Genomic DNA, 21,648 nt, shown 5'->3' with positions numbered 1-21,648 from the left:
GTTATGTTATCCATGTATAACATAACTTATTGATATCCATATTATACTCATAGCAACCAACATGGCGTTTCTTGAATCCATGAGCGGGACCATGTATAAGAGGTACTTTGCAATATAAACGTATATTGGGAAAGAATGTAATCCCAAGTTCTGAATCAAATAAACCGTCTTGTTAAAAATTATAGGGCGGTTTTTCTAGAAATATAACTTACCAACTAGTAAGTAAAAAATAAGAAAGTAGGAATTTCTAAAATGAAAAGGAGTGGATAGTGAACAATTGCAAGTAGAGGAAGTTAGGAGGATTTTAGAGGAATCCGCACAAGTCCTTTCAGGGTAATACCATATTGGAGATCCTGCAGAAATGATATGCAAGAAGGCAAAAGAAGGAGATTACGACCTGATCGTAATGGGCAGCAGGGGACTTAGCCTCTTTTCAGAACTGCTCGTGGGAAGTGTAAGCCAAAAAGTGGTCCTGCACGCTCATTGTGCTGTAATGATTGTAAAGTAAATATGAGGTGATCGTTACCCCAAGTACTAAGAGAAAAAGTATAAGAAGTAAGCCAGCTCGTATTTACCATCATGGTACAAATTCTATCGAAAGCCGAATTCAAATGAAATGTACTAATTGTAAAAAGAAAGAATTATGTTACATCTCTAATTGCTGGGGCAAAGGAACAAATTAAGAAACAATGGTGAAATAAAAAATGATATATCTCCATGTCTTTGATTGAAAGGAGCAAAATGCCTTGAATGAAAAAAAAGAAGTTGGAGAAAAAGCTGTAGAATATGTTAAAGAAGGAATGGTAGTTGGACTCGGAACGGGGTCTACTGTATTTTATACCATTACTAAGCTTGGGAAATTAGTTCAACAAGGACTTTCTATTAAAGGAATCCCTACTTCCAAACAAACTGAAAAATTGGCAATAGAAGTAGGGATCCCACTCGTTTCATTTAATGAAATCAATCAAATTGATGTGGCAATAGATGGTGCTGATGAAGTTAATCGAGATTTAGATCTCATTAAAGGTGGAGGCGGTGCCCTTTTAAGAGAGAAAATAATTGCGAAAGCAGCAAAAACTTTTATAGTTGTTGCCGACCCACACAAAATTGTGGATAAATTGGGATCTTTCCCACTACCAGTTGAAGTGGTGCCTTTTGGATTTGAAATGACAAGAAAATATATTCTTGACCTTGGAGGCAGTCCACAGTTACGGCAAAAAAATGGGATTCCTTTTCGAACAGATAACGGTAACTATATTTTTGACTGTAGCTTCTCAAATATTACCTTTCCTAGAGATCTAGAGAGAGAGCTTAATCTGATCCCGGGTGTTGTTGATAATGGACTATTTATTGCTATGGCTGAGATAATCATCACCCTAAATAAAGATAAGGAAATTATCATTAAAAAGCGAAGCGTAGGATAAAAAAATATTTGATCACTTTTAAATATACAGTTTAAGGTACAATAGCTTTACGAATTGCTGAATTATTCCGTATCCAAAATTTAGATTCACAAATTATTGTGGCATCTGTTCGGCACCCAGCCCATGTGACCCGTGTTCGCATTACTTGGAAAGCCTGGTTATGAGGCTGAAAAAGCTGAATTACTTAAACGCATTTCTAAATAATTATCTACACCCTTATCTAACTCTTTAAGGTTAAGGTAAGGGTGTATCTTCAGTACACAAAATTTTTTTATAAAAAGGGTTTAATTGTAAATAGTAAAGGGAAAAGCTCAAAATAATTTATGCTTTTCCCCGAATTACTCAAGTTATTTTCTGTTTTGTAAATTTAATATTTTCAATATGTACATTTAATAGTCGTTCTAAGAGTACCTGTTTTGCATTAACTTCGTTGGTTTCCTTATCGCAAACTTCATTTTGATTTTTCAAATTATTAATCATTGTCATTACCAACTGCTTGAAAATGGGTGAAGTAGTTAATACATAATTAATTAATTCTGTTACTGCTTGCTTTTCCAGTTCATTCTTTGCGGCAAATATATTGTACTTATCCGGCTCAAATACGATTAAAGATTGCTGATCTTCTGTAAAACGTATGCCAAAATATCTTTTTTCAGTTCCATAATATTCATTTTCCCTTATCCGAATAAATTCCAAGCCAACCACAAATTCAAATTTAGTTTCTTGAAATTGAAAAATTTTTAGTTCAATGCTTGAGCTTTGATCTATAAATATTTCCTTTTCAAACTTTGTTTGAATAACTTTGGATTCTAGTAAGTTCATATTAATTACCTCACTTTTTTATATATTTAGTTAACCCAGAACTCCAACTGCTTATTCAATCAATAATGGTTTACAAGATACTCTAAACCAATATTTGAAAGTAAACACAGGATTTTTCTTGCCAGAAATATTTAAGTAATTAGTAATGAGTTTTTAAATATTTGACTCTTTATTTTTTTGGTTACATTTTCCTTTTAAAACTTTTAATAAAATAACAAATACTATCTATACAAGGAGGATGCACATGCTCAAAAAAATTATGTTCTTTTTAATTGCAAATTGTATTATTCTTTTGACTCCAATATTAACTTATGCTCAAGTAATTCATGAAGTCCAACCTGGGGATAGTCTAACTAAAATATCAAATGGATACAAAATCGATAAAGATAACCTTGCTAAGCTAAATGGATTAGCTAGGAACATCCAACTAGTCCCTGGTCAGGCATTGTTAATACCGAGTTCCACTTATATTGTTCAACCAGGAGAAAGTATGTGGGAGATTGCTAACCGTCATGCTATTAGTGTGGAAACATTAATGCGACAAAACCATTTAAACAGTCGAGTAATTACCCCATATCAAAAATTAAGTATACCTCGGCCACCCAGAATGAATATTTGGACCGGAACTTATTTTGTTCCAAAAGATAGAAATACCAATACATGGATGCTAAATAACTATAAGAAGACTCTTAGTAGTATATTCGTATTTGAATATGGATCTGATGAGCAAGGGAATATTATTGAAACACCAGAACACCAGGCACATAAGATTGCTTGGAAAGACAACCTTCCTCCATTTGCTACAGTAACAAATTTAAGTGAAAAGGGATTTGATCCTAGCCTTACACATAAGTTAATCAGCACTCCTTGGCTGCGACAGAAGTTTGTAAATAATATTTATTCTTTATTAGATAGTCACGATTATAAAGGCGCAGTTATTGATTTCGAACAAGTATTTCCTCAAGATCGAGCTAATCTTAACCAGTTTATAAAGGAATTAGGTGCAAGGCTTCATCCTGCGGGAATGCAAATTATGATGTCCGTTCCTCCAAAAGAGGGAGAACTTAAACCTGCTTATGCTGCAGCTTATGATTACAGTACGCTAGGAATTTATTTAGATAAGATGTTTTTGATGACTTATGATTGGCATTGGCCAGGAGGTCCATCCGGTCCAATTGCCCCTTTAGACAGAGTAAAAGCAACACTTGATTACGCTGTTTCTGTCGTAAATAAATCAAAATTGATGCTTGGAATTCCCCAATATGCTTATGATTGGGTTATAGGAAGTAATAAACGCTTAGGAACTGCATATTCCACCCAACATGCAATCGATTTATATACAGGATATCAAAGTCAGGTTCACTATGATGAGGAAGCTGCAGAACCTTGGTTCCGTTATGTAGATAATAAAGGAAATTTACACGTAGTGTGGTTTGAGGACCCTCGAAGCTTACTTGTTAAGTTCCGTCTTGTCCGACAATATGGATTAGCTGGAATGGGGTGCTGGCACCTAGGTTTAACCATGCCTCAGACTGAAAAAATGTTACTAGAGGAATTTAATGTACATTAAAAGTTCATAATTGAAAGTCCTTAAGGGTTGAATTTTTTCTTAAAACACCATAATAAAATTTCTCATTAAGGTCCCCTTTATAAAAATTGTGAAAGGGGTCTTTACTTTGTCTGAATGTTTATTTAGAAAGATTTTTAAGAAGAAATAAAGGGGATTAGATGAATAGGGGAAAAGAAGTTGATTAATTTCTAGGCTTTTCCCCAAACTAATGTAAATGAATTCGAATCAATAAAAATATCATAAATTAAACAATTCAAGCTGTAATTTTCTTTTGTATTTCAAATATAACATCTTCAAACCTGATATTTAATAAACTTTCTAATAACGCCTGTTTTGCTTTTAATTCTTTAATATCCTTTTCACAAACTACATCTTCCTCTTTGAGATCATGGATCATTTTCATTACCAATTGTTTAAAATTGGGGGATTCAGTTACTAAATAATTAATTAATTCTATTACGGCTTGGGTTTCCTGTTCGCTCTTAAGTGCAAAAATACTTTGTTTATCCGGTTCAAATACGATTTTAGATTCCATTTCTTCTGTAATTTTTAGTCCAAAGTAGGCTTTTTTAGTTCCATAAAGTTTATTATCCCTTATACGAATTAATTCTAAGCCAACCATAAATTCATAATAGTGAAAGGTCGTTCCAGGATAATGAATACTTTTAAGTTCTATGTTTGAACTTTGATCGATGAATATTTCTTTTTCAAATTTTGTTTGGATCACTTTGGATTCTAGCAAGTTCATTTTGCTTACCTCACTTTATTATGTTTTATAAAATAAATAATTTGATTAAAAAGTAATTAGTTAACAAAAAGTAACCTAGTTGCATTTTTTATTATAGTTAATAGGAGCAAATAAATCAATTAATAAATTTACCTTTTTATATTATCAGAACTAATTACTTATACTATTTATAGTAAATTTTAAAGATGGATGTATTTAAATTTAAGTATCTGTAGTTAACCGGATAAAAGGTGAATGGAGGGATTTTTAGATGGACAATAAAAAATGTGATTTTTCACCTATGAAACAGCATTTAGAAGATGGTATTCAAAACCTGATCCTTCTGCTCCAATCTAATTTGGAAAAACTCGGAAATGAAAATTATTGTGTATTGGGTAGTCTAGAGGATGTTAAAGATCGTTTAAATGAAATTGAAATGATGGCTGCTTCATTTTATTTAAATTGTTATTTATCATCGTTTACTGACACTTATGAAGATTTATCCGCTACTGTTCAGCAGCTTTCGAAAAATATGCATGGAGCCTTAATTGTAGTTGAACGCCGTGATTCGGTGGAGCCGATTATTCAAAAAGGAACAACAATAGGAGCTTTAGTAACGCCTAAATTAATGGAATCTATTTTTTACCCAGGAAACCCGTTACATGATGGGGCGGTTTTAATCCGGGGAAACGAAGTAGTTTCTGCTGCCAATGTACTTCCTTTAACAACAATGAATATTGAGGGAAAAAAGCTTGGGACACGTCACAGAGCTGCCCTTGGAGTATCGGAACGTAGCGACGCACTTGCACTAGTGGTTTCAGAAGAAACGGGGAAAATATCATTTGCCTTAAACGGAAAACTATATCCTATTAACACTTCACAGCCTATTGTCTTTTAATGTCATTCAAAAAATGTACCATTTACTAATAAAAATGATGGAAGATAACAAAGGGATTATACTCTTAGCAAAAGGCGGGTGTAATAGATTGTTGACAATTTGTTTAAGTTAGTTATAATAACTTTATCTCGAATTTGAGATAATTGAATTAGAGATAATGTGAATTAGCTTTTAAAAATATATTTATCTTTTCCAAGGTGTAAAAAATACTCCGGTATATACCAAAGTTTTTTAATTATCTATTAAATCCAGTAATGATGATAATATTAGGGAAGGTTATGTTAAAATGGTAACTTTATATACAACACCCAGTTGTGGATCTTGCCGTAAAGCAAAAGCTTGGCTTGAGGACCACCAAATTGATTATATAGAAAGAAACATTTTATCGGAACCGATTACGATTGAGGAGATTAAAAATATACTTCACCTGACAGAAAATGGTACAGATGATATCATTTCAACAAATTCGAAAGCTTATCAAAGATTGAATATTAACTTTGATACTTTATTACTTCAAGAATTGTATAAGCTAATTAAAGATAACCCAGGATTATTACGAAGACCTTTAATCTCTGATGAAAAAAAATTACAAGTCGGGTTTAACGAAGAAGAAATTCAAAGATTTTTGCCTCGTAAAATGCGATCATTCCAACTTCTTGAAGTTCAAAGGATGAGTAATTCAATATGAAGGGTAAAATAAATAAGGAACCCTAGATATATTAACGTGAGATATTTCATGTAGGTGGTGATTTAAACAGAAAAAAGATTGTACGAACAAGCCATTTTTAGAATTAATTCATACATCTTAACCTTGTTAGTGGTTAACATTGACATTGCTTTGATTGGTCCTGGTCAATAAGTTTTAGTCGATTTTTTATTCTAATATATCTCGAATTAGAGAATATTGAATTAAATAAATTTGAAGTAAGAGAATTAGATTAATTCACGAAAAGGAATGATTGCTTTGCTTTCAATAGACCCAGTCAATAACAACGAAAGAGAAAATTATAAATTTTTAATCGGAAGCATCATACCTAGACCCATTGCTTTCGTCACAACTATTTCAAAAGATGGTATTTTGAATGGTGCACCATTTAGTTATTTTAATATTGTTACATCGAATCCCCCAATGATTTCATTAGCGATTCAACGGCCTGAGGGAAGACAAAAGGATACAGCGAGAAACATCATCGAGTCTAAGGAATTTGTTGTCCACATTGTGGATGAACAAAATGTTGAAAAAGTGAATGAAACAGCGGCAATTCTGCCTCCAGATCAGAGTGAGATTGAGTTAGCAAATTTAACTCCTACTGAGAGTATAAAAATTTCTGTACCGGGAGTTAAGGAAGCGAAAATCCGAATGGAGTGTATATTAGAGCATTCCTTAGAATTAGGAGGTTCGGATTCACCGGGCTGCGACCTTATTATAGGAAAAGTGGTTCAATTTCATATAGAAAATGAAATATATGAAAAGGGAAGAATAAACCCGAGGGGATTAGCCGCTGTAAGCCGATTGGCTGGTAATAATTATGCGAAAATTGGAGAATTTTTTGAAATAGAAAGACCTAAATAGGTTTGCAGTGAAAATGAAATAAAAAAATTGCACCGTATTATTTTTTGAAGATATGGCAGTAATTGAATCTTATCAAAAACAATTTTCATCGTATGCCGAAAATTTCCCTGTTTGGGCTCAACAATCAAATGCGATGCTTCAATTTGTAGTATGGACCTCGTTGGAAATTGAAGGGTTTGGTGCTTCATTACAACACTATAATCCACTTATTGACGATGAAGTTAAAAAGAAATGGGGAATTCCAAGTAGTTGGAAAATGATAGCCCAAATCCCATTTGGTAAGCCAACTGCTCCACCTAAAGAGAAACAGTTTCAACCATTAGAAGAACGTGTTAAAGTTTTTAAATAAAATTAAGGCTCTGTTAAACTTGCATGTTGATTGGAGCGAAAGAAGCTCATATTAGGGGTGCAATGAAAAAACTAATCGGATACATTTCCGATTAGTTTTTTATATTTTTATTTGTCGTTTAGATTGGTTCGAGAGTAATTCATTATGATTTTAATAAATTACCTCAAATACTATATTATGGGAGCTGTAACTTAAAATTCAAAAAAACGGTATTAGATGCCGCTGGTTTCCCTTTTTAAAATAGATAAAGGGATATTTATTGTTTGTAAAGGTCATATAATACATATTTCTTCAGTTTTGTTCCTTTGATTATTTCTCCAAATTTAAAAAATAGAGCGTTGACAAATTGATTATATTATTTATAATTAAGTTATCTCGAATTTGAGATAACTGGATTTGAGATATTTTTTTAAAAGTTATTAAATAAATCATTGTATTTTTTCTTAGGTTTAAAAATTGGTTTTGTAATTTTTTTCACAATTTCTATGATTGACATTTATTGTTAATGTTAGGAAGGTATTGCTAAAATGGTAACTTTATTTTTAACACCTAGTTGTGTATATTGCCGTAAAGCTAAAGCTTGGCTTGAGGATCACCAAATTGCTTATGAAGAAAGAAACATTTTATCTGAACCGATTACGAACGATGAGATTAAAAAAATTCTTCGGCTAACAGAGTATGGTACAGATGAAATTATTTCAACACATTCGAAGGCTTTTCAAAAATTGAATGGGAACATTGAATTTCTATCAATTCAAGAATTGTACAAAATAATTAAAGCTAACCCAGAATTATTACGACGACCGTTAATCATAGATGAAAAAAGGTTATTAGCCGGGTATAACGAAGAAGAAATTCGAAAATTTTTACCTAGGAAAAATCGATTATTCCAACTTCAAGAAGCTCAACGAATGATTAATTAAATCTGAAGTTCAATACAAATAAAAAGAGAATGAATAAAATATTATTATAATATTATTATTTTTATAAATATCTCGAATTCGAGATATACTAAAATAAGATATTTCATTATAGGAGGTGGTTGTCACTTTAACTTAGGCTGGAATTGCTTTGATGAAAAAAATAATGCCAAAACATCAAGAATTGGTGGAAAAAATTTTCGGTTCCTTAAATAATGATGAGGCTCAGATAATCTTCGATCTTTTGAAAAAAATTAATAATTAAGTGATAAAATGAATTTTTAGGTAAAATATCTCGAATTAGAGATTTTCGAATTAAAAACAGTTGATATCAAAAGAGTTCAATCTTATCAAATGTACAAAATAAATATTAAGGATTAGCCTAAGTATCAGACAATTGAACATGATTTAAAAAAATCATTAGAAAATGGAGTTGACAAAAATGACTAAAAAAACAATGGGTATTCACCATATAACAGCAATCGTAGGACATCCACAGGAAAATCTTGATTTCTACGCTGGTGTTCTAGGGTTACGATTAGTGAAGCAAACGGTAAATTTTGATGATCCTGGTACTTATCATCTTTATTTCGGTAATGAAGGTGGAAAACCGGGAACAATTATCACATTCTTCCCATGGCCTGGTGCTCGTCAGGGAATCATTGGAGACGGTCAAGTAGGGGTAACTTCTTACGTTGTTCCGAAGGGTGCAATGGAATTTTGGGAAGCAAGACTTGAAAAATTCAACGTTTCATTTACAAAAATGGAACGCTTTGGCGAGCAATATTTGGAATTTGATGATCCGCATGGACTTCACTTGGAAATTGTGGAAAGGGAAGAAGGGGAAGTCAATTCATGGACATTCGGAGGAGTAACTCCTGAAGTTGCCATCAAAGGGTTTGGCGGCGCAACTCTTTTATCGGCACAACCAAACAAAACAGCTGAATTGTTAGAAAAAGTAATGGGACTCGAATTAATCGGAAAAGAAGGAGATTTTGCCCGTTACCGTTCTTTAGCTGATATCGGAAATATTATCGACGTTAAATTAACTTCTATTGGACGTGGTCAAATGGGTGTAGGAACAGTGCACCACATCGCATGGCGCGCTAAGGATGACCAGGATCAATTGGATTGGAAGAAGTTTGTTGAGTCGAATGGTTATGGTGTTACACCAGTTCAGGATAGAAACTACTTTAATGCCATTTACTTTAGAGAACATGGGGAAATTCTATTTGAAATAGCAACTGATCCACCAGGATTCGCTCATGATGAATCATTAGCGACGATGGGAGAAAAATTGATGCTGCCTTCACAATACGAATCTCATAGAGGACAAATTGAGCAAGTATTGATACCGATTGAAGTAAAAGAATTAGATTAATTTACGAAAAAGAATAATTGATTTGCTAACGATAGTTCTATCCGCAAATTCCGAAAGAAGAGGTTACACCCAATCCCATTGATGAAATGGAGTAGATAAAAATGCAAAAAACAACTGGTATCCATCATATTACAGCGATGGTTAACGATGCACAAAGGAATATTGATTTTTACGCCGGTGTACTTGGATTAAGACTCATTAAAAAAACGATAAATTTTGATCGTCCAGAGGTTTATCATCTCTATTTTGGAAATGAAACGGGTCAACCTGGAACTGTGATAACTTTTTTCCCTTGGCCGAAACAACTAAAAGGTCGAATTGGAACAGGACAGGTTGGGGTGACAAGTTATATTATTCCGAAGGGCTCGATTCAATTTTGGAAGAGCCGACTGCAAAAATTTAATATTGAATTTAGTTCATCCGTTCGTTTTGGGGAAAGTTATTTGAAATTTTATGATCCAGATGGACTTCAACTTGAACTGATTGAACGAGAGGAAGGACCAATTAATAATTGGAACTTTGGAGGAGTTCAAGCAGAGAATGCTATTAAAGGGTTTGGCGGTGCTGTTCTTATTTCTGCTCAGCCGCATAAAACTGCGGATGTCCTAGAAAGTATTTTGGGATTGGAATGCATTGGGCAAGAAGATGAATATTTACGATTTAAAACGGAAGGACAATTTGGAAATACCATTGATATCATGCTAAATCCCTCAGTCCGTGGGCTGATGGGGGCTGGAACGGTTCACCATATTGCATGGAGAGCGAAGAATGACGAAGAGCATAGCAGGTGGAGAATACTTCTTCAAGAAAAAGGGTATCATCCGACAGAGATTCGTGATCGAAACTACTTTAAAGCTCTTTATTTTCATGAAGAAGGGGGAATCCTCTTCGAAATTGCAACAGACCCACCGGGCTTTTCGGTAGATGAACCTGTCGCTGAACTTGGGAAAAAACTCATGTTGCCTTCATGGTTAGAGTCAAAAAGAGAAGAATTAGAAGAAAGCTTACCTCCTGTGGAGGTCCGCGTTCTGGAAGGAGATAAATGATGAAACATATATTTAATAAAGGGACTGATTCTTCAAAACCAACTTTACTATTGCTTCACGGTACAGGTGGAAATGAATTAGACCTTCTGCCACTTGCAGGAAGAATTGATGATGAGGCTTCAGTATTAAGTGTCCGTGGGAATATATTAGAAAATGGTATGCCTCGATTTTTCCGAAGATTAGCTGAAGGTGTATTTGATGAAGAGGATTTAATATTCCGTACAAAAGAATTAAATGAGTTTCTTGACGAAGCATCACAAAAATATGATTTTGACCGAAATAATATCATGGCTATCGGGTATTCAAACGGTGCCAATATTGCGGCCAGTTTATTATTCCACTATCAAAATGCATTGAAGGGGGCCATTCTTCATCATCCAATGGTGCCGCGAAGAGGTATTGATCTTCCAGATTTATCAGGAAAGTCAGTATTTATTGCAGCTGGAACAAATGACCCAATCTGCTCCCCTCTCGAATCTGCTGAACTACAATCGTTACTTGAGCATGCCAACGCAAAGGTTGAGCTCCATTGGGAGAATAGAGGCCATCAGTTAACGGTCGAAGAGGTAGAAGCAGCAGCACAATGGTATCGAAAACTATAATTTAATAATGTAAATCAACTGTTTTTTAATGAGAGTCAAAAAGATAAAAAGATCGGCTTTATTATGAATAATTAATGAAAACGATTGAGAAAATAGGAGATGTATTAAAATGGGTATTTTATCTAAACTATTTGGAGATTCATCAGAAAAGGAGATAGAAAAAATGGCAAATGTAAAATTAGCCGTAATTTATTACAGCATGGGTGGAACAAACTATCAACTAGCAAAATGGGCTGAAGAAGGAGCAAAAGAAGCGGGGGCTGAAGTAAAAGTATTAAAAGTACCTGAGCTTGCGCCACAATCCGTTATTGAAGGTAATCCAGGTTGGAAGGCTCATGTTGAGGCAACGAAGGCAGTACCTGAAGTAACATTAAATGATTTGGAATGGGCAGATGCCATTATTTTCAGTGTACCTACTCGATTTGGTAATATGCCTGCACAAATGAAGCAGTTTTTAGATACAACTGGAGGTTTATGGTTTAACGGAAAGCTTGTAAACAAAGTCGTTAGTGCCATGGCTTCGGCACAAAATCCTCATGGCGGTCAAGAGGCAACGATTTTATCACTTTATACAACGATGTATCATTGGGGTGCAATTGTAGCAGCTCCTGGTTATACAGATCCAGTCACCTTTGGAGCAGGTGGTAACCCTTATGGAACAAGCGTTACTGTTGGACAAGATGGGAAAATGATCGAAGATGTTCAGGCAGCTGTGAAACATCAAGCTAAACGTACAGTGACAGTTGCAGAATGGGTAAAAAAGGCGAATCAATAAAATACTGATCAAAAAGAAGAGCTAGTCGGAAATTTCCGATTAGCTTTTCAATAATTATTAGTTTTGAGGAAATGGTTATAGGCTCACTCTTCGTAAATATTTAAAACGTTACATATAAAAAGGAGAAAATCGATGACTACACAACCATTATTCACATCATCTGCAACTGCTATCGGAGGAAGACAAGGCAGAGTTGAATCTTCTGATGGAAAGTTAAAACTCGATTTAGCAATGCCAGGATCCCCAAGAGCGAAAGAGTTTCCAAATGCCACAAACCCAGAACAATTGTTCGCTTGCGGTTACTCCGCTTGTTTTGATGGAGCGTTACAACATATCGCAAGGAAGGAACATGTCAAATTCGAATCACAAGTAACGGCAAATGTAGATTTCTTAAAAGATGAGGCTGATCAAGGATTCAAAATTGCCGTAACGCTGCAAGTAAAAGGGACTAATATAGAAAAGGAAAAGTTAGAAGAGCTTGTACATAAAGCCCATGAATTCTGTCCATACTCAAAAGCAACTAGAGGCAATATTGATGTTACTCTTCAGGTTGTTTAATATAGCATCGAATTAGATGGTTGGAATTTATTTATAAGTAAATAAGCCCTATCAAAGACAGAGGGGTCTGCAAAGCAAGTTTGTCTTAAACCAACAAAGTCTAAAAATTAATAATAAGAATTATATTAAATGCCTCAGAATAAACTCTGGGGCATTTAAATCATTTTTAGCTTCTAAATAGAAGGAAATATTTAAGGAGTTTCGAATTTTGAAAGGTAGTCTTTTAAAAATCCAATCGATCGATTTATATAAATGGTGTCGTTATAAAGCTTTGTCATCATAAGGGCTCCTTCAATTGTAGATAAAATAATAGTGGTGAATGTTTCCGAATCTATTGTAGAGATTATTTCATTGTTTCTTATCCCAGCTCGAATAATTCGAAGGATCATAGAATAAAGATCATTCATTGCTTCTCTGGTCGCATCACGTAATGCTGGGTGCGCATCATCGGACTCGATTGCTGCATTAAGAATTGGACATCCGCCGGGAATTGGCTTGCCTTCTGCTAATAACAAAAAGACTTCAAGAAGTGCGTTCAATTTTTCGATGGAAGTATTTTTGCTCATAATTGCTTCTTGGATGGTTGTGGACATCTTTTCGATAGAAAATGAAAATGCATCCAATGAAAGCTCTTGTTTGCTTTTAAAGTGATTATAAATCCCTCCTTTTTCCATACCAGTCTCTTTCATAATGTCTGTAATGGAAGTTACCAAGTATCCTTGGGTATTTAGAAGTCCAGAGGCCTTTTCAATAATCATCTGTTTTGTTTGTTCTCCTTTACGCATTTTTAACCCTCATTTCATTAGAATTTTAAAACCGAACGGTCTTGTTAATGTAAGTATAACCTTTTATGTAATTTACATCACCTTTTTTTGTTAGAATATTCAAATCATATTGACGAATATATCTTAGTTGAGTGTATAATAAAAACAGACCGGTTTGTATTTTTTAAATGGAGGGATTTATATGAACGAGAAAATTTCAAGTATGCAAAAAATAATTAATCGCGAGGTTCCGCCGCCGCCTATCGCGAAGTTAATTGGTGCAGAGCTGTTACAAATCGAAGAGGGTAAAGCAGTTTTTGAATTAGAGTGTAATACGGAGAAGCATGCAAATCCTATGGGAACAATCCATGGAGGAATACTATGTGATTTAGCCGATATGGCAATGGGCGTAGCCTTTTCAAGTTTGTTAGAAATGAATGAATCCTTTACAACTGTTGAACTTAAAATCAATTATTTAAAACCGATTTGGAATGAAAAAATTACAGCAAAAGGTGAGGTTATGAAGAAAGGAAAGACGATTGGGCTAATCAAGTGCGATGTTTTTGATGAAGGTGGTTCATTAGTTGCCCATGCATTAAGTACGTGTATGATCCTTCGTGGTGAAAAATCAGTTGGAAGATAAAAAGTACCAAATAGAGATTTTAGAATTAGACGGTGAATTATTTATGATAAAAGCAGAAAAAAGGAGTAATGAAAATGAATAAAGAGATTGTTATTGTAAGTGCCGTTCGTACAGCAATTGGAAAATTTAATGGAAGTTTAAAGAATGTGTCTGCAACTGAACTGGGCGCAGTCACGATCAAAGGAGCACTTGAAAAAGCAGGAGTGAAGCCGGATCAGGTAGACGAGGTCATAATGGGTAACGTTCTTCAAGCAGGTAATGGTCAAAACCCAGCTCGACAAGCACAGATAAAATCAGGTATTCCAGTGACGTCTTCGGCCCTTACAATTAATAAGGTTTGTGGTTCTGGTATGAAGGCCGTTCATCTTGCCATGCAGGCGATCCTTTCAGGAGATGCTGAAATCATTGTAGCAGGCGGAATGGAAAGTATGAGTCAGGCACCATACTTATTAAAAAATGCACGCGATGGCTTTAAAATGGGAGATCAAAAATTAATCGACAGCATGATCAATGATGGTCTATGGTGTGCATTTAATGATTACCATATGGGGATCACAGGTGAAAACGTTGCAGAGAGATATGAGCTGACCAGAGAGCAGCAGGATGAGTTTGCGGAATGGAGCCAGCAAAAAGCAGTTCAAGCGATCGAAACAGGAAAATTCAAAGATGAAATTGTTCCGGTTGTCATTCCACAGCGTAAAAGTGATCCGATCGTTTTCGATACAGACGAGGTTCCAAGAAAAGGAACAACAGCAGAGAAGTTAGCGAAGTTGCGCCCTGCATTCAAAATGGACGGAACTGTAACAGCAGGTAACGCTCCAGGGATTAATGACGGAGCAGCAGCATTAGTTATTATGAGCAAGCAAAAGGCAGAGGAATTGCGACTTCAGCCATTAGTTACGATTAAAGCAACTGCAAATGCCGGGGTAGACCCAAGCATTATGGGAGTTGGCCCAGTACCAGCGGTGAAAAAGGCATTGGAAAAAGCAGCAATTTCAATCGAAGATATTGATTTAATCGAAGCGAATGAAGCATTTGCTTCCCAAGCCCTTGCAGTAGGAAAAGAATTAGGCTTTAAAGATGAAATTTTAAATGTTAACGGCGGTGCCATTGCACTTGGACACCCAATTGGTGCCAGCGGAGCCCGTATTCTTGTTACCTTGATTCATGAAATGAAACGCAGAAATGCCAAAACTGGTTTAGCCACACTTTGCATTGGTGGCGGTCAAGCTGTTGCTACAATTGTTGAATTGGCGTAATTTGCTCCATTTTAACATTAAATATGTATATTTATATGAAACTTTATGGAATGAGCTATTACAATTCGAGTTGGTATATATGGAGAATTTGGTTACATGGGTGCACATTAATGCTTGACACTAACCTACTAGTAAGTTAAAATACAATAGTGGAAATCGAAAAACACAAATTTTAATCAAATAAACCGTCTTATAAAAATTATAGGGCGGTTTTTCTAGGAATCTAACTTACCAACTAGTAAGTAAAAAATAAGAAAGTAGGAATTTCTAAAATGAAAAGAATGCTCTGGGTTTATCTTATAATGTCCTGCTGTGCAACATTTGTTACACCGTTATTTCCTTTGTACAGTGAACATTATCAATTGAATAGTCTGCAAATTACGATTTTGTTTGCCGTTTATGCTGCTATCCTACTGCCGACCTTGTTAGTTGTAGGAGCCAAAGGGAGCGCCTGGGGATTGAAGAGGGTGCTTCGCAGCAGTATATGGATTTCAATTGCCTCTACGTTGCTCTTTATTGCCTCTACGTTGTTCTTTCTAGGCAGTTTTGATGTTTGGATGCTCTATGCTGCAAGAATTTTGGAAGGTATTGCATATGGTTCTTTTACAGGTACTGCCGCTGCATTTTTAATAAAACAAATCTCTCCTAATAAAGTAAGTACAGCTATCAAGTTATCAGGAGCAACGATACTCATTGGATTTGGCCTAGGTCCAGCTATTGCTGGTTTAATTTTGCAATATTTACATCTGCAGCCGCTTAGAGTACCATTCTGGTTTTTACTTGTAATGTTAATTACTTCTTTAGTAATTCTGGAAACTCTTCCTAAGCATGAGGATTCCCTCATGCAGAAACCGGCTAAGACTAAGATATCACTTGGAGTGCCTAATAGTATTCGTTCACATTTTTGGTCATTTGCTGCACTGCCGATCTTTACAGTTTTCACAATTCAAGGAATTGCGTTATCCCTAATACCTTCTTTCGTCAGAAATGTCATTCACACTTCAAATCTTGCCTTTTCAGGGATTATAGTCTTGTTGCTTCTTGGAGGAGGGGCTTTGGCTCAGTTTGTTCCTTGGCCGAGTCATCCAGTCTCACGGATGCGCTTTGGAATCTTACTACTTGCTATTGGATCATGGGGCATTGTATTTTCTGGTCTGACAGCGAATTTATTTTTGGTATGGGCCAGCATATTCATTCAAGCAATTGGCGGTGGGTGGACGTTTCAAGTTGCTTTAAGGTTTGCCAGCCAGTTGCCGAAACCGGAAGAACGTCCGCGAGTCATTTCGGCATTTTATTTATGCGCCTACTCCGGATTCATAATTCCGCCTATTGGAGTCGGAGTGCTGACTCAATTTTTTAGCTTGAACTTCTCATTGATTATTCTAAATTTGTTTGCTGCGGTAATTGTTATCTATGTGTTGATTTATTCAATCAGATTTAATCGTTATTATTCTAAAGTTACGGTTGAGGAAATCCAGGCAAAAAATGAAAAATCGCTATCAAGTAAGGAAGCTGCTCCAAGTTTTGAAACAGTACCTGGTACTGAAACGTCTAACCAACGGAAAACTTTAAGCTATGCTGAAAAGAATGCTGATTTTGATTTCCGCAAGGCTATCCAAGAAATCAAACGAGGGACTTTACATCCAAAAGCTTCGCTGGAACATGGGGACAGAATTATTAACGATAAGGAATTTCGTGAGGTTCTTAGAGCGTTAATCAAAAATGGAAAAATCCCAGAGGCAGATGAGCCCATGGATGATTAAATTTATCGGGATGCTATTCGAAGGTTCCAGCACAATTCCAAAATGAATTACTAAAATCAATTACTCAATTTAACGGAGGAGATACAACAATGAAAATATCTGTAGTATTTGACAGTGATAACGGACATACCCAAGCATTAGCGGAGGCCATTTCCGAAGGGGCAAAAAGTGTCAATGGTACGGAAGTATATATAAACCATGTCAATAATGCAAACGTAAGAGACCTTGAAGATATGGACGCCATTATTTGGGGATGCCCGGGACACTTTGGAACGATAAGTGCAGGTTTAAAAACCTGGATAGATAAATTAGGTTATCTGTGGGCCCACGGGAAATTAGTAGGGAAAATAGGCGCTGTATTTTGTACCACGGCTACCACTCATGGCGGAGTAGAAGCCACCATGTTAAACTTGATTACTCCGATGCTGCATCAAGGAATGATCATTGTCGGATTACCCGGAAACATTCCGGAAAATGCCACCTATGGCTCCTATTATGGGGTTGGAATTACATGTCCGGTTGATGAATCTGACAACATCCTTAATCAAAATGATCTTGCTTTAGGAAGGGCCCTTGGAAAACGTGTGGCCGAAACAACCAAAAAGTTTGTTGGAAATTCTAAAGTTTCTTCACAATAATCACCGTCATGGGTTTTATTATAAAAATAGGATTTTATAAAAAGGAGAGTGAGAACATGTATGAACGGCTTTTGGTTCCAGTTGACGGGTCCGAACACTCCAAACATGCATTGAAATCGGCTAATTGGTTGGCGCAAAACGTTGGGATAAATGCCCGTATAACGCTTCTTCATATCATTCCTAGTAACAATATCAATACAGTTGCTTACGGAGTGGATAGTGAACAATTGCAAGTAGAGGAAGTTAGGAGGATTTTAGAGGAATCCGCACAAGTCCTTTCAGGGTCATCTATACAATATGATAGCGAATACCATATTGGAGATCCTGCAGAAATGATATGCAAGAAGGCAAAAGAGGGAGATTTCGACCTGATCGTAATGGGCAGCAGGGGACTTAGCCTCTTTTCAGAATTGCACATGGGAAGTGTAAGCCATAAAGTGGTCCAGCATGCGCATTGTGCAGTAATGATTGTAAAGTAAATATGAAGTGATCGTTACCCCAAGTACTAAGAGAAAAAGTACAATTCAAAAAGCTAAAAGTTATTGATCGATCGCCGTCAAGTTTTGTCATCAAAATGGTGGATCAGGTCTGAATAAATAAAAAGGGAGAAATGAAAACAATGAGTAAAGTATGGTTTATTACAGGAACTTCGTCAGGATTCGGACGGCAATTTGTGCAGCAGCTGCTTCAAGCAGGAGACAAAGTGGTCGCAACGGCACGCAGACTTGAATCTATTCAGGATTTTAAAGAACTGGCACCGGATCGTGTTCACCTAGCAGCTTTGGACGTAACAAACAAGGAGCAAATCCAATCGGCTGTTCAAGAAGCCGTTGACGTTTTCGGGAAAATTGATATTGTCGTGAATAATGCCGGATACGGACTGTTCGGTATGATGGAGGAGTATACGGATGAACAAATCCGGAAGCAGTTCGACGTTAACGTGTTCGGTGTACTAGATGTCATCAGAGCAACACTCCCCGTCTTTAAACGTCAAGGATCGGGCCATTACGTTAATTTTTCATCCTTCTTCGGAACTTGGTCCATGCCTCCGTACAGCCTGTACGCTGCATCTAAGTTTGCCGTTGAAGGATTCTCCGAAGCGTTCGCGCAAGAGTTTGCAAGCTTTGGGATCAAGACGACGATTGTGGAGCCTTCTGTGTTCGCAACTGAGTTTTTCGGTGAATCGATGCAGCATACCGAGAAGACACAAGAATATGCGCCGCTTTATAAAGCATACGAGAAAGGTATGTCGAACATCAAGACCGGCGACCCGGCAAAAGCAGTGCAACTGATTATTTCCATTATAAAAAGCGACAATTCGCCGCTTCGTTTGGCAGTTGGATCTCAAGCTGCGTATACGATACGCGAAGCTTATACCAAACGGCTAGAAGAGGTCAACACATGGTTTGAGCGTTCGGCTGAAGCTGACTAAATGAATAACAGGCTGAAACAGCGGTAGTTTAAGACTTGCTCTTTAAGGCCTTTAACCGACGCTGTTTCTTTATAATGAATCAGTCTAAAAACAATTTTTACATAGACACTAGCTTAAGCTTATTTACTAGTAAGTTAAGCAAAAAAATAAGGGTGGTTAAAATGTCAAACTTACAATTCGCTGAATTATGCGTAAAACGTGCCGGTCTCACAAGAAACCTGCCAAAAGGAAAAGAAGAACTTCAATGGGTTTCCAATACTGCTACTTTAATTTATGGAGAAAACGACGCAGTATTAGTGGATACTTTTACTACAATTGAACAAAACCAAAAATTGATTGATTGGATAAAGTCTTTTAATCGTAACTTGAAATACATCTATATTACGCATGGTCACGGGGATCATTTCTTTGGAATCAAACAAATAAAAGAGGCCTTTCCCAATGTCAAAGCACTAGCAACAAAAGGATCAGTTGAAGTGAGTTATATACAAGGAAGTCTAAAACATATTGAAAGTTTTTGGGGTAAATTATTCCCTAATCAAATTCCTCAACCCCAAGTTTTTCCTGATGTAATCGATTCAAATTCTTTTGAACTTGAAGGACATATGTTAGAAATCATTGAAGCTGGATTTACGGATACAGCAAATACAACATCCTTATGGATTCCAGATATTGAATTACTAGTGGCAGGTGATGTTGTATACAACGGAATCCATCAGCATCTAGCTGAAACAACAGAGAGTTCACGACTTGAATGGATTCAAGCGATCGATCGCTTGAAAGAACTAAATCCCCAATTTGTTATTGCGGGTCATAAAGTCCCTGAAAATGATAATAACCCAAAGATTTTGGATGAAACTAAACAATATCTATTAGACTTTATTCGTTTGGATAAAGAAGCAGTCACCGTTTTAGATTTATACAATGAAATGCTTAATCTTTATCCAAATCGAGTAAACCCTGGAGCCATTTGGGGATCAGCAAATGCTGTCAAAGCTTAATTAAAAGGGAACTTCGTTTGCACAATGGCGGTCATAAAAAGATGAAACTTAGGATGCTTTAGCTTTAGTTTCCGCTGTGGACGATGCACATCCATTTGTTTGCATAGACGGTAGACTTTCTTCTTGTTGATCTTTAATTGATGGCGTCTTTTAAGAAGCACTGTTAGCGCAAGACATCTTGAAATTCAAGGCTTGGGATATTGGAGCTTTGTGCAGGCGCTTCGCGCCGAAGGAAATTGGTTCCTCCCACTTGAAAATAGGGGCATATAAGACTATAATGGTATTATGTCAAACTTGGAAGTGATTTAACGTGAATAGAGGGCGCCGGAGCTATCGCATTTTAGTCGTCCGGAAGCACCGGGTTACCAAGAACACGCTGCGATAACGGTGCGATACGGAGACATGCTATTCACCATTGAGCGAACAAGGGTGGCATTGTTTTTTTGAAGTTTTGCAAACGCTTTCGAAATGCAGTCGATGCATTGCATTTCTGTGCGGCTGAGGATCAGCCCACAACCAAACTTAAATCGGAGGTAGTCTTATGATTCTAAATGCAGACGAGCTTGACGCAGCCCGCAATTACAAACTCTTGAACGCGACGGTTGTCCCGAGGCCGATTGGCTGGATCAGCACGCTTTCAGCGGACGGCATCGCCAATATTGCACCGATCTCCTTCTTCACGGTCGTCGGTCGAAAGCCCCCGATGCTGTCGATTACCATTCAACACCGTTCGGACGGTACGCTGAAGGATACATTCGTGAACATCCGCGATACGGGGGAATTCGTCTTCAATCTTGTCACGATGCCCCTCGCTGACAAGATGCACAGATCGGCGTTTGAGCACGCGTCGGAGGTCGACGAGTTCGAAGCCGTTGGGCTTGAAAAAGCACCCAGCGTCGTCGTGAAACCACCGCGAGTCGCGCTCACGCCCGTATCCATGGAATGCAAGCTCGAACGAGTGTTTACGGTTGGCGAATTCGAGGATCATGTCATTTGGGGCCGTGTCGTCCGCTATCATATCCGTGATGACGTTTACGACCATGAGAAAGGCCATGTGGATACGGCAGCTCTTGCGCCAGTAGGTCGCCTCGCCGCTGAATACACCCTCGTTGAAAATGTGTTCATGACGCCATTGGATCCTGAAGTTCTTAAGAGTCGCGAGGGCTCGCGTATGCATCGCCTCGACGGCCGGCCTACCGATTGGGCGGCTATCAATCAGAAGAACTGGTCACCTTCCGGCAGCGTTATGGAGGAGTAGTTCCAGCGTTCTGCATAACCTGTATATGCTCCAAATTGCCCGGCGATAAACCTTGTCGATAAGCAGTAGAAGCTTCTTGTTTGTTCGGTCTGCCTGGAAAGCTTTAAGCCCGAAAAGGGGGCGTACACAACTGATTGCACTCATGACGAGCCTCTCATTCGGGAACATCCGTGCACCATAGAGCCGAACGAATGAAAAGCAAGGTTTGATGGACAAAAGGGGCACAAAACAAAGAAACGCAGCGT

At 36.9% G+C, this 21,648-nt stretch carries 23 protein-coding genes and 2 pseudogenes; 22 read left to right on the top strand and 3 right to left on the bottom strand.

Annotation, left to right across the window (positions count from 1 at the left end):
- The first annotated feature begins 361 nt into the window (after positions 1 to 361).
- The 3 genes and pseudogenes from ACZ5XR_RS28720 to ACZ5XR_RS28710 form a co-directional block, all read left to right on the top strand.
- Positions 362 to 508, top strand: a complete 147-nt coding sequence (locus ACZ5XR_RS28720) for a universal stress protein (RefSeq protein WP_464502723.1) — start codon at positions 362 to 364, stop codon at positions 506 to 508.
- Positions 509 to 746: 238 nt separating this feature from the next.
- Positions 747 to 1,424: a ribose-5-phosphate isomerase RpiA gene (gene rpiA / locus ACZ5XR_RS28715; protein ID WP_464502722.1), complete on the top strand. Its 678-nt coding sequence runs from the start codon at positions 747 to 749 to the stop codon at positions 1,422 to 1,424.
- 50 nt (positions 1,425 to 1,474) lie between these two features.
- Positions 1,475 to 1,567: pseudogene (locus ACZ5XR_RS28710) on the top strand (fructose-6-phosphate aldolase); the annotation flags it as partial.
- Between the two features lie 199 nt (positions 1,568 to 1,766).
- Here the strand turns inward: ACZ5XR_RS28710 and ACZ5XR_RS28705 are convergent.
- The gene (locus ACZ5XR_RS28705; protein ID WP_464502721.1) at positions 1,767 to 2,246 is read right to left on the bottom strand and encodes a hypothetical protein; all 480 of its coding nucleotides are present in this window, start codon (positions 2,244 to 2,246) and stop codon (positions 1,767 to 1,769) included.
- 244 nt (positions 2,247 to 2,490) lie between these two features.
- Here ACZ5XR_RS28705 and ACZ5XR_RS28700 point away from each other — a divergent pair, with 244 nt between their 5' ends.
- On the top strand, positions 2,491 to 3,816 hold the full coding sequence (locus ACZ5XR_RS28700) for a glycosyl hydrolase family 18 protein (RefSeq protein WP_464502720.1): 1,326 nt from the start codon (positions 2,491 to 2,493) through the stop codon (positions 3,814 to 3,816).
- A 253-nt stretch (positions 3,817 to 4,069) separates the two neighbouring features.
- Here ACZ5XR_RS28700 and ACZ5XR_RS28695 read toward each other — a convergent pair whose 3' ends face one another.
- Positions 4,070 to 4,564 carry a hypothetical protein gene (locus ACZ5XR_RS28695; RefSeq protein WP_464502719.1) on the bottom strand — a complete coding sequence of 165 codons (495 nt, stop codon included), beginning with the start codon at positions 4,562 to 4,564 and terminating at the stop codon, positions 4,070 to 4,072.
- 250 nt (positions 4,565 to 4,814) lie between these two features.
- On the opposite strand from ACZ5XR_RS28695, the gene cdaS reads away from it, so the two are divergent.
- From cdaS to ACZ5XR_RS28645, 10 genes and pseudogenes are all read left to right on the top strand, one after another.
- On the top strand, positions 4,815 to 5,441 hold the full coding sequence (gene cdaS, locus ACZ5XR_RS28690; RefSeq protein ID WP_464502718.1) for a sporulation-specific diadenylate cyclase CdaS: 627 nt from the start codon (positions 4,815 to 4,817) through the stop codon (positions 5,439 to 5,441).
- 286 nt (positions 5,442 to 5,727) lie between these two features.
- Complete coding sequence (gene spxA / locus ACZ5XR_RS28685) at positions 5,728 to 6,129, top strand: transcriptional regulator SpxA (protein ID WP_464502717.1); 402 nt, start codon at positions 5,728 to 5,730, stop codon at positions 6,127 to 6,129.
- A 276-nt stretch (positions 6,130 to 6,405) separates the two neighbouring features.
- On the top strand, positions 6,406 to 7,014 hold the full coding sequence (locus tag ACZ5XR_RS28680) for a flavin reductase family protein (protein ID WP_464502716.1): 609 nt from the start codon (positions 6,406 to 6,408) through the stop codon (positions 7,012 to 7,014).
- 31 nt (positions 7,015 to 7,045) lie between these two features.
- Positions 7,046 to 7,363: pseudogene (locus tag ACZ5XR_RS28675) on the top strand (nitroreductase family protein); the annotation flags it as partial.
- Between the two features lie 527 nt (positions 7,364 to 7,890).
- The gene (spxA, locus tag ACZ5XR_RS28670; protein WP_464502715.1) at positions 7,891 to 8,286 is read left to right on the top strand and encodes a transcriptional regulator SpxA; all 396 of its coding nucleotides are present in this window, start codon (positions 7,891 to 7,893) and stop codon (positions 8,284 to 8,286) included.
- A 439-nt stretch (positions 8,287 to 8,725) separates the two neighbouring features.
- The gene (locus tag ACZ5XR_RS28665) at positions 8,726 to 9,664 is read left to right on the top strand and encodes a ring-cleaving dioxygenase (protein WP_464502714.1); all 939 of its coding nucleotides are present in this window, start codon (positions 8,726 to 8,728) and stop codon (positions 9,662 to 9,664) included.
- A 101-nt stretch (positions 9,665 to 9,765) separates the two neighbouring features.
- Positions 9,766 to 10,710, top strand: coding sequence for a ring-cleaving dioxygenase (locus ACZ5XR_RS28660; RefSeq protein ID WP_464502713.1), 945 nt, complete (start codon positions 9,766 to 9,768; stop codon positions 10,708 to 10,710).
- Entirely contained in the window at positions 10,707 to 11,312 is a 606-nt protein-coding gene (locus ACZ5XR_RS28655; RefSeq protein ID WP_464502712.1) for an alpha/beta hydrolase, read from the top strand. The genes ACZ5XR_RS28660 and ACZ5XR_RS28655 overlap by 4 nt, the downstream gene beginning before the upstream one ends.
- Before the next feature lie 109 nt (positions 11,313 to 11,421).
- On the top strand, positions 11,422 to 12,087 hold the full coding sequence (gene wrbA / locus ACZ5XR_RS28650) for an NAD(P)H:quinone oxidoreductase (protein ID WP_464502711.1): 666 nt from the start codon (positions 11,422 to 11,424) through the stop codon (positions 12,085 to 12,087).
- Positions 12,088 to 12,219: 132 nt separating this feature from the next.
- A complete protein-coding gene (locus ACZ5XR_RS28645; RefSeq protein ID WP_464502710.1) occupies positions 12,220 to 12,645 on the top strand; it encodes an organic hydroperoxide resistance protein in 426 nt (141 codons plus the stop codon).
- A 191-nt stretch (positions 12,646 to 12,836) separates the two neighbouring features.
- On the opposite strand, the gene ACZ5XR_RS28640 is transcribed toward ACZ5XR_RS28645, so the two are convergent.
- Positions 12,837 to 13,430 (bottom strand): TetR/AcrR family transcriptional regulator, encoded by a 594-nt coding sequence (locus ACZ5XR_RS28640; protein ID WP_464502709.1) that lies wholly within the window; start codon positions 13,428 to 13,430, stop codon positions 12,837 to 12,839.
- 181 nt (positions 13,431 to 13,611) lie between these two features.
- On the opposite strand from ACZ5XR_RS28640, the gene ACZ5XR_RS28635 reads away from it, so the two are divergent.
- The 8 genes from ACZ5XR_RS28635 (at position 13,612) to ACZ5XR_RS28600 (ending at position 21,403) form a co-directional block, all read left to right on the top strand.
- Positions 13,612 to 14,052 carry a PaaI family thioesterase gene (locus ACZ5XR_RS28635; protein ID WP_464502708.1) on the top strand — a complete coding sequence of 147 codons (441 nt, stop codon included), beginning with the start codon at positions 13,612 to 13,614 and terminating at the stop codon, positions 14,050 to 14,052.
- A 74-nt stretch (positions 14,053 to 14,126) separates the two neighbouring features.
- The gene (locus ACZ5XR_RS28630) at positions 14,127 to 15,311 is read left to right on the top strand and encodes an acetyl-CoA C-acetyltransferase (protein WP_464502707.1); all 1,185 of its coding nucleotides are present in this window, start codon (positions 14,127 to 14,129) and stop codon (positions 15,309 to 15,311) included.
- A 272-nt stretch (positions 15,312 to 15,583) separates the two neighbouring features.
- A complete protein-coding gene (locus ACZ5XR_RS28625) occupies positions 15,584 to 17,074 on the top strand; it encodes an MFS transporter (RefSeq protein ID WP_464502706.1) in 1,491 nt (496 codons plus the stop codon).
- A gap of 89 nt (positions 17,075 to 17,163) precedes the next feature.
- The gene (locus tag ACZ5XR_RS28620; protein ID WP_464502705.1) at positions 17,164 to 17,712 is read left to right on the top strand and encodes an NAD(P)H-dependent oxidoreductase; all 549 of its coding nucleotides are present in this window, start codon (positions 17,164 to 17,166) and stop codon (positions 17,710 to 17,712) included.
- Positions 17,713 to 17,768: 56 nt separating this feature from the next.
- Positions 17,769 to 18,191, top strand: a complete 423-nt coding sequence (locus ACZ5XR_RS28615) for a universal stress protein (RefSeq protein ID WP_464502704.1) — start codon at positions 17,769 to 17,771, stop codon at positions 18,189 to 18,191.
- 140 nt (positions 18,192 to 18,331) lie between these two features.
- Positions 18,332 to 19,144: an SDR family NAD(P)-dependent oxidoreductase gene (locus ACZ5XR_RS28610; protein WP_464502703.1), complete on the top strand. Its 813-nt coding sequence runs from the start codon at positions 18,332 to 18,334 to the stop codon at positions 19,142 to 19,144.
- Positions 19,145 to 19,305: 161 nt separating this feature from the next.
- Positions 19,306 to 20,145 carry an MBL fold metallo-hydrolase gene (locus ACZ5XR_RS28605; RefSeq protein WP_464502702.1) on the top strand — a complete coding sequence of 280 codons (840 nt, stop codon included), beginning with the start codon at positions 19,306 to 19,308 and terminating at the stop codon, positions 20,143 to 20,145.
- A 541-nt stretch (positions 20,146 to 20,686) separates the two neighbouring features.
- On the top strand, positions 20,687 to 21,403 hold the full coding sequence (locus tag ACZ5XR_RS28600; RefSeq protein ID WP_464502701.1) for a flavin reductase family protein: 717 nt from the start codon (positions 20,687 to 20,689) through the stop codon (positions 21,401 to 21,403).
- Positions 21,404 to 21,648: the final 245 nt, after the last annotated feature.

It is taken from the genome of Neobacillus sp. Fa239 (assembly GCF_055395235.1).
Note: the sequence above shows the minus strand (reverse complement) of the source record. Positions and strands in the feature narration are given on the sequence as shown.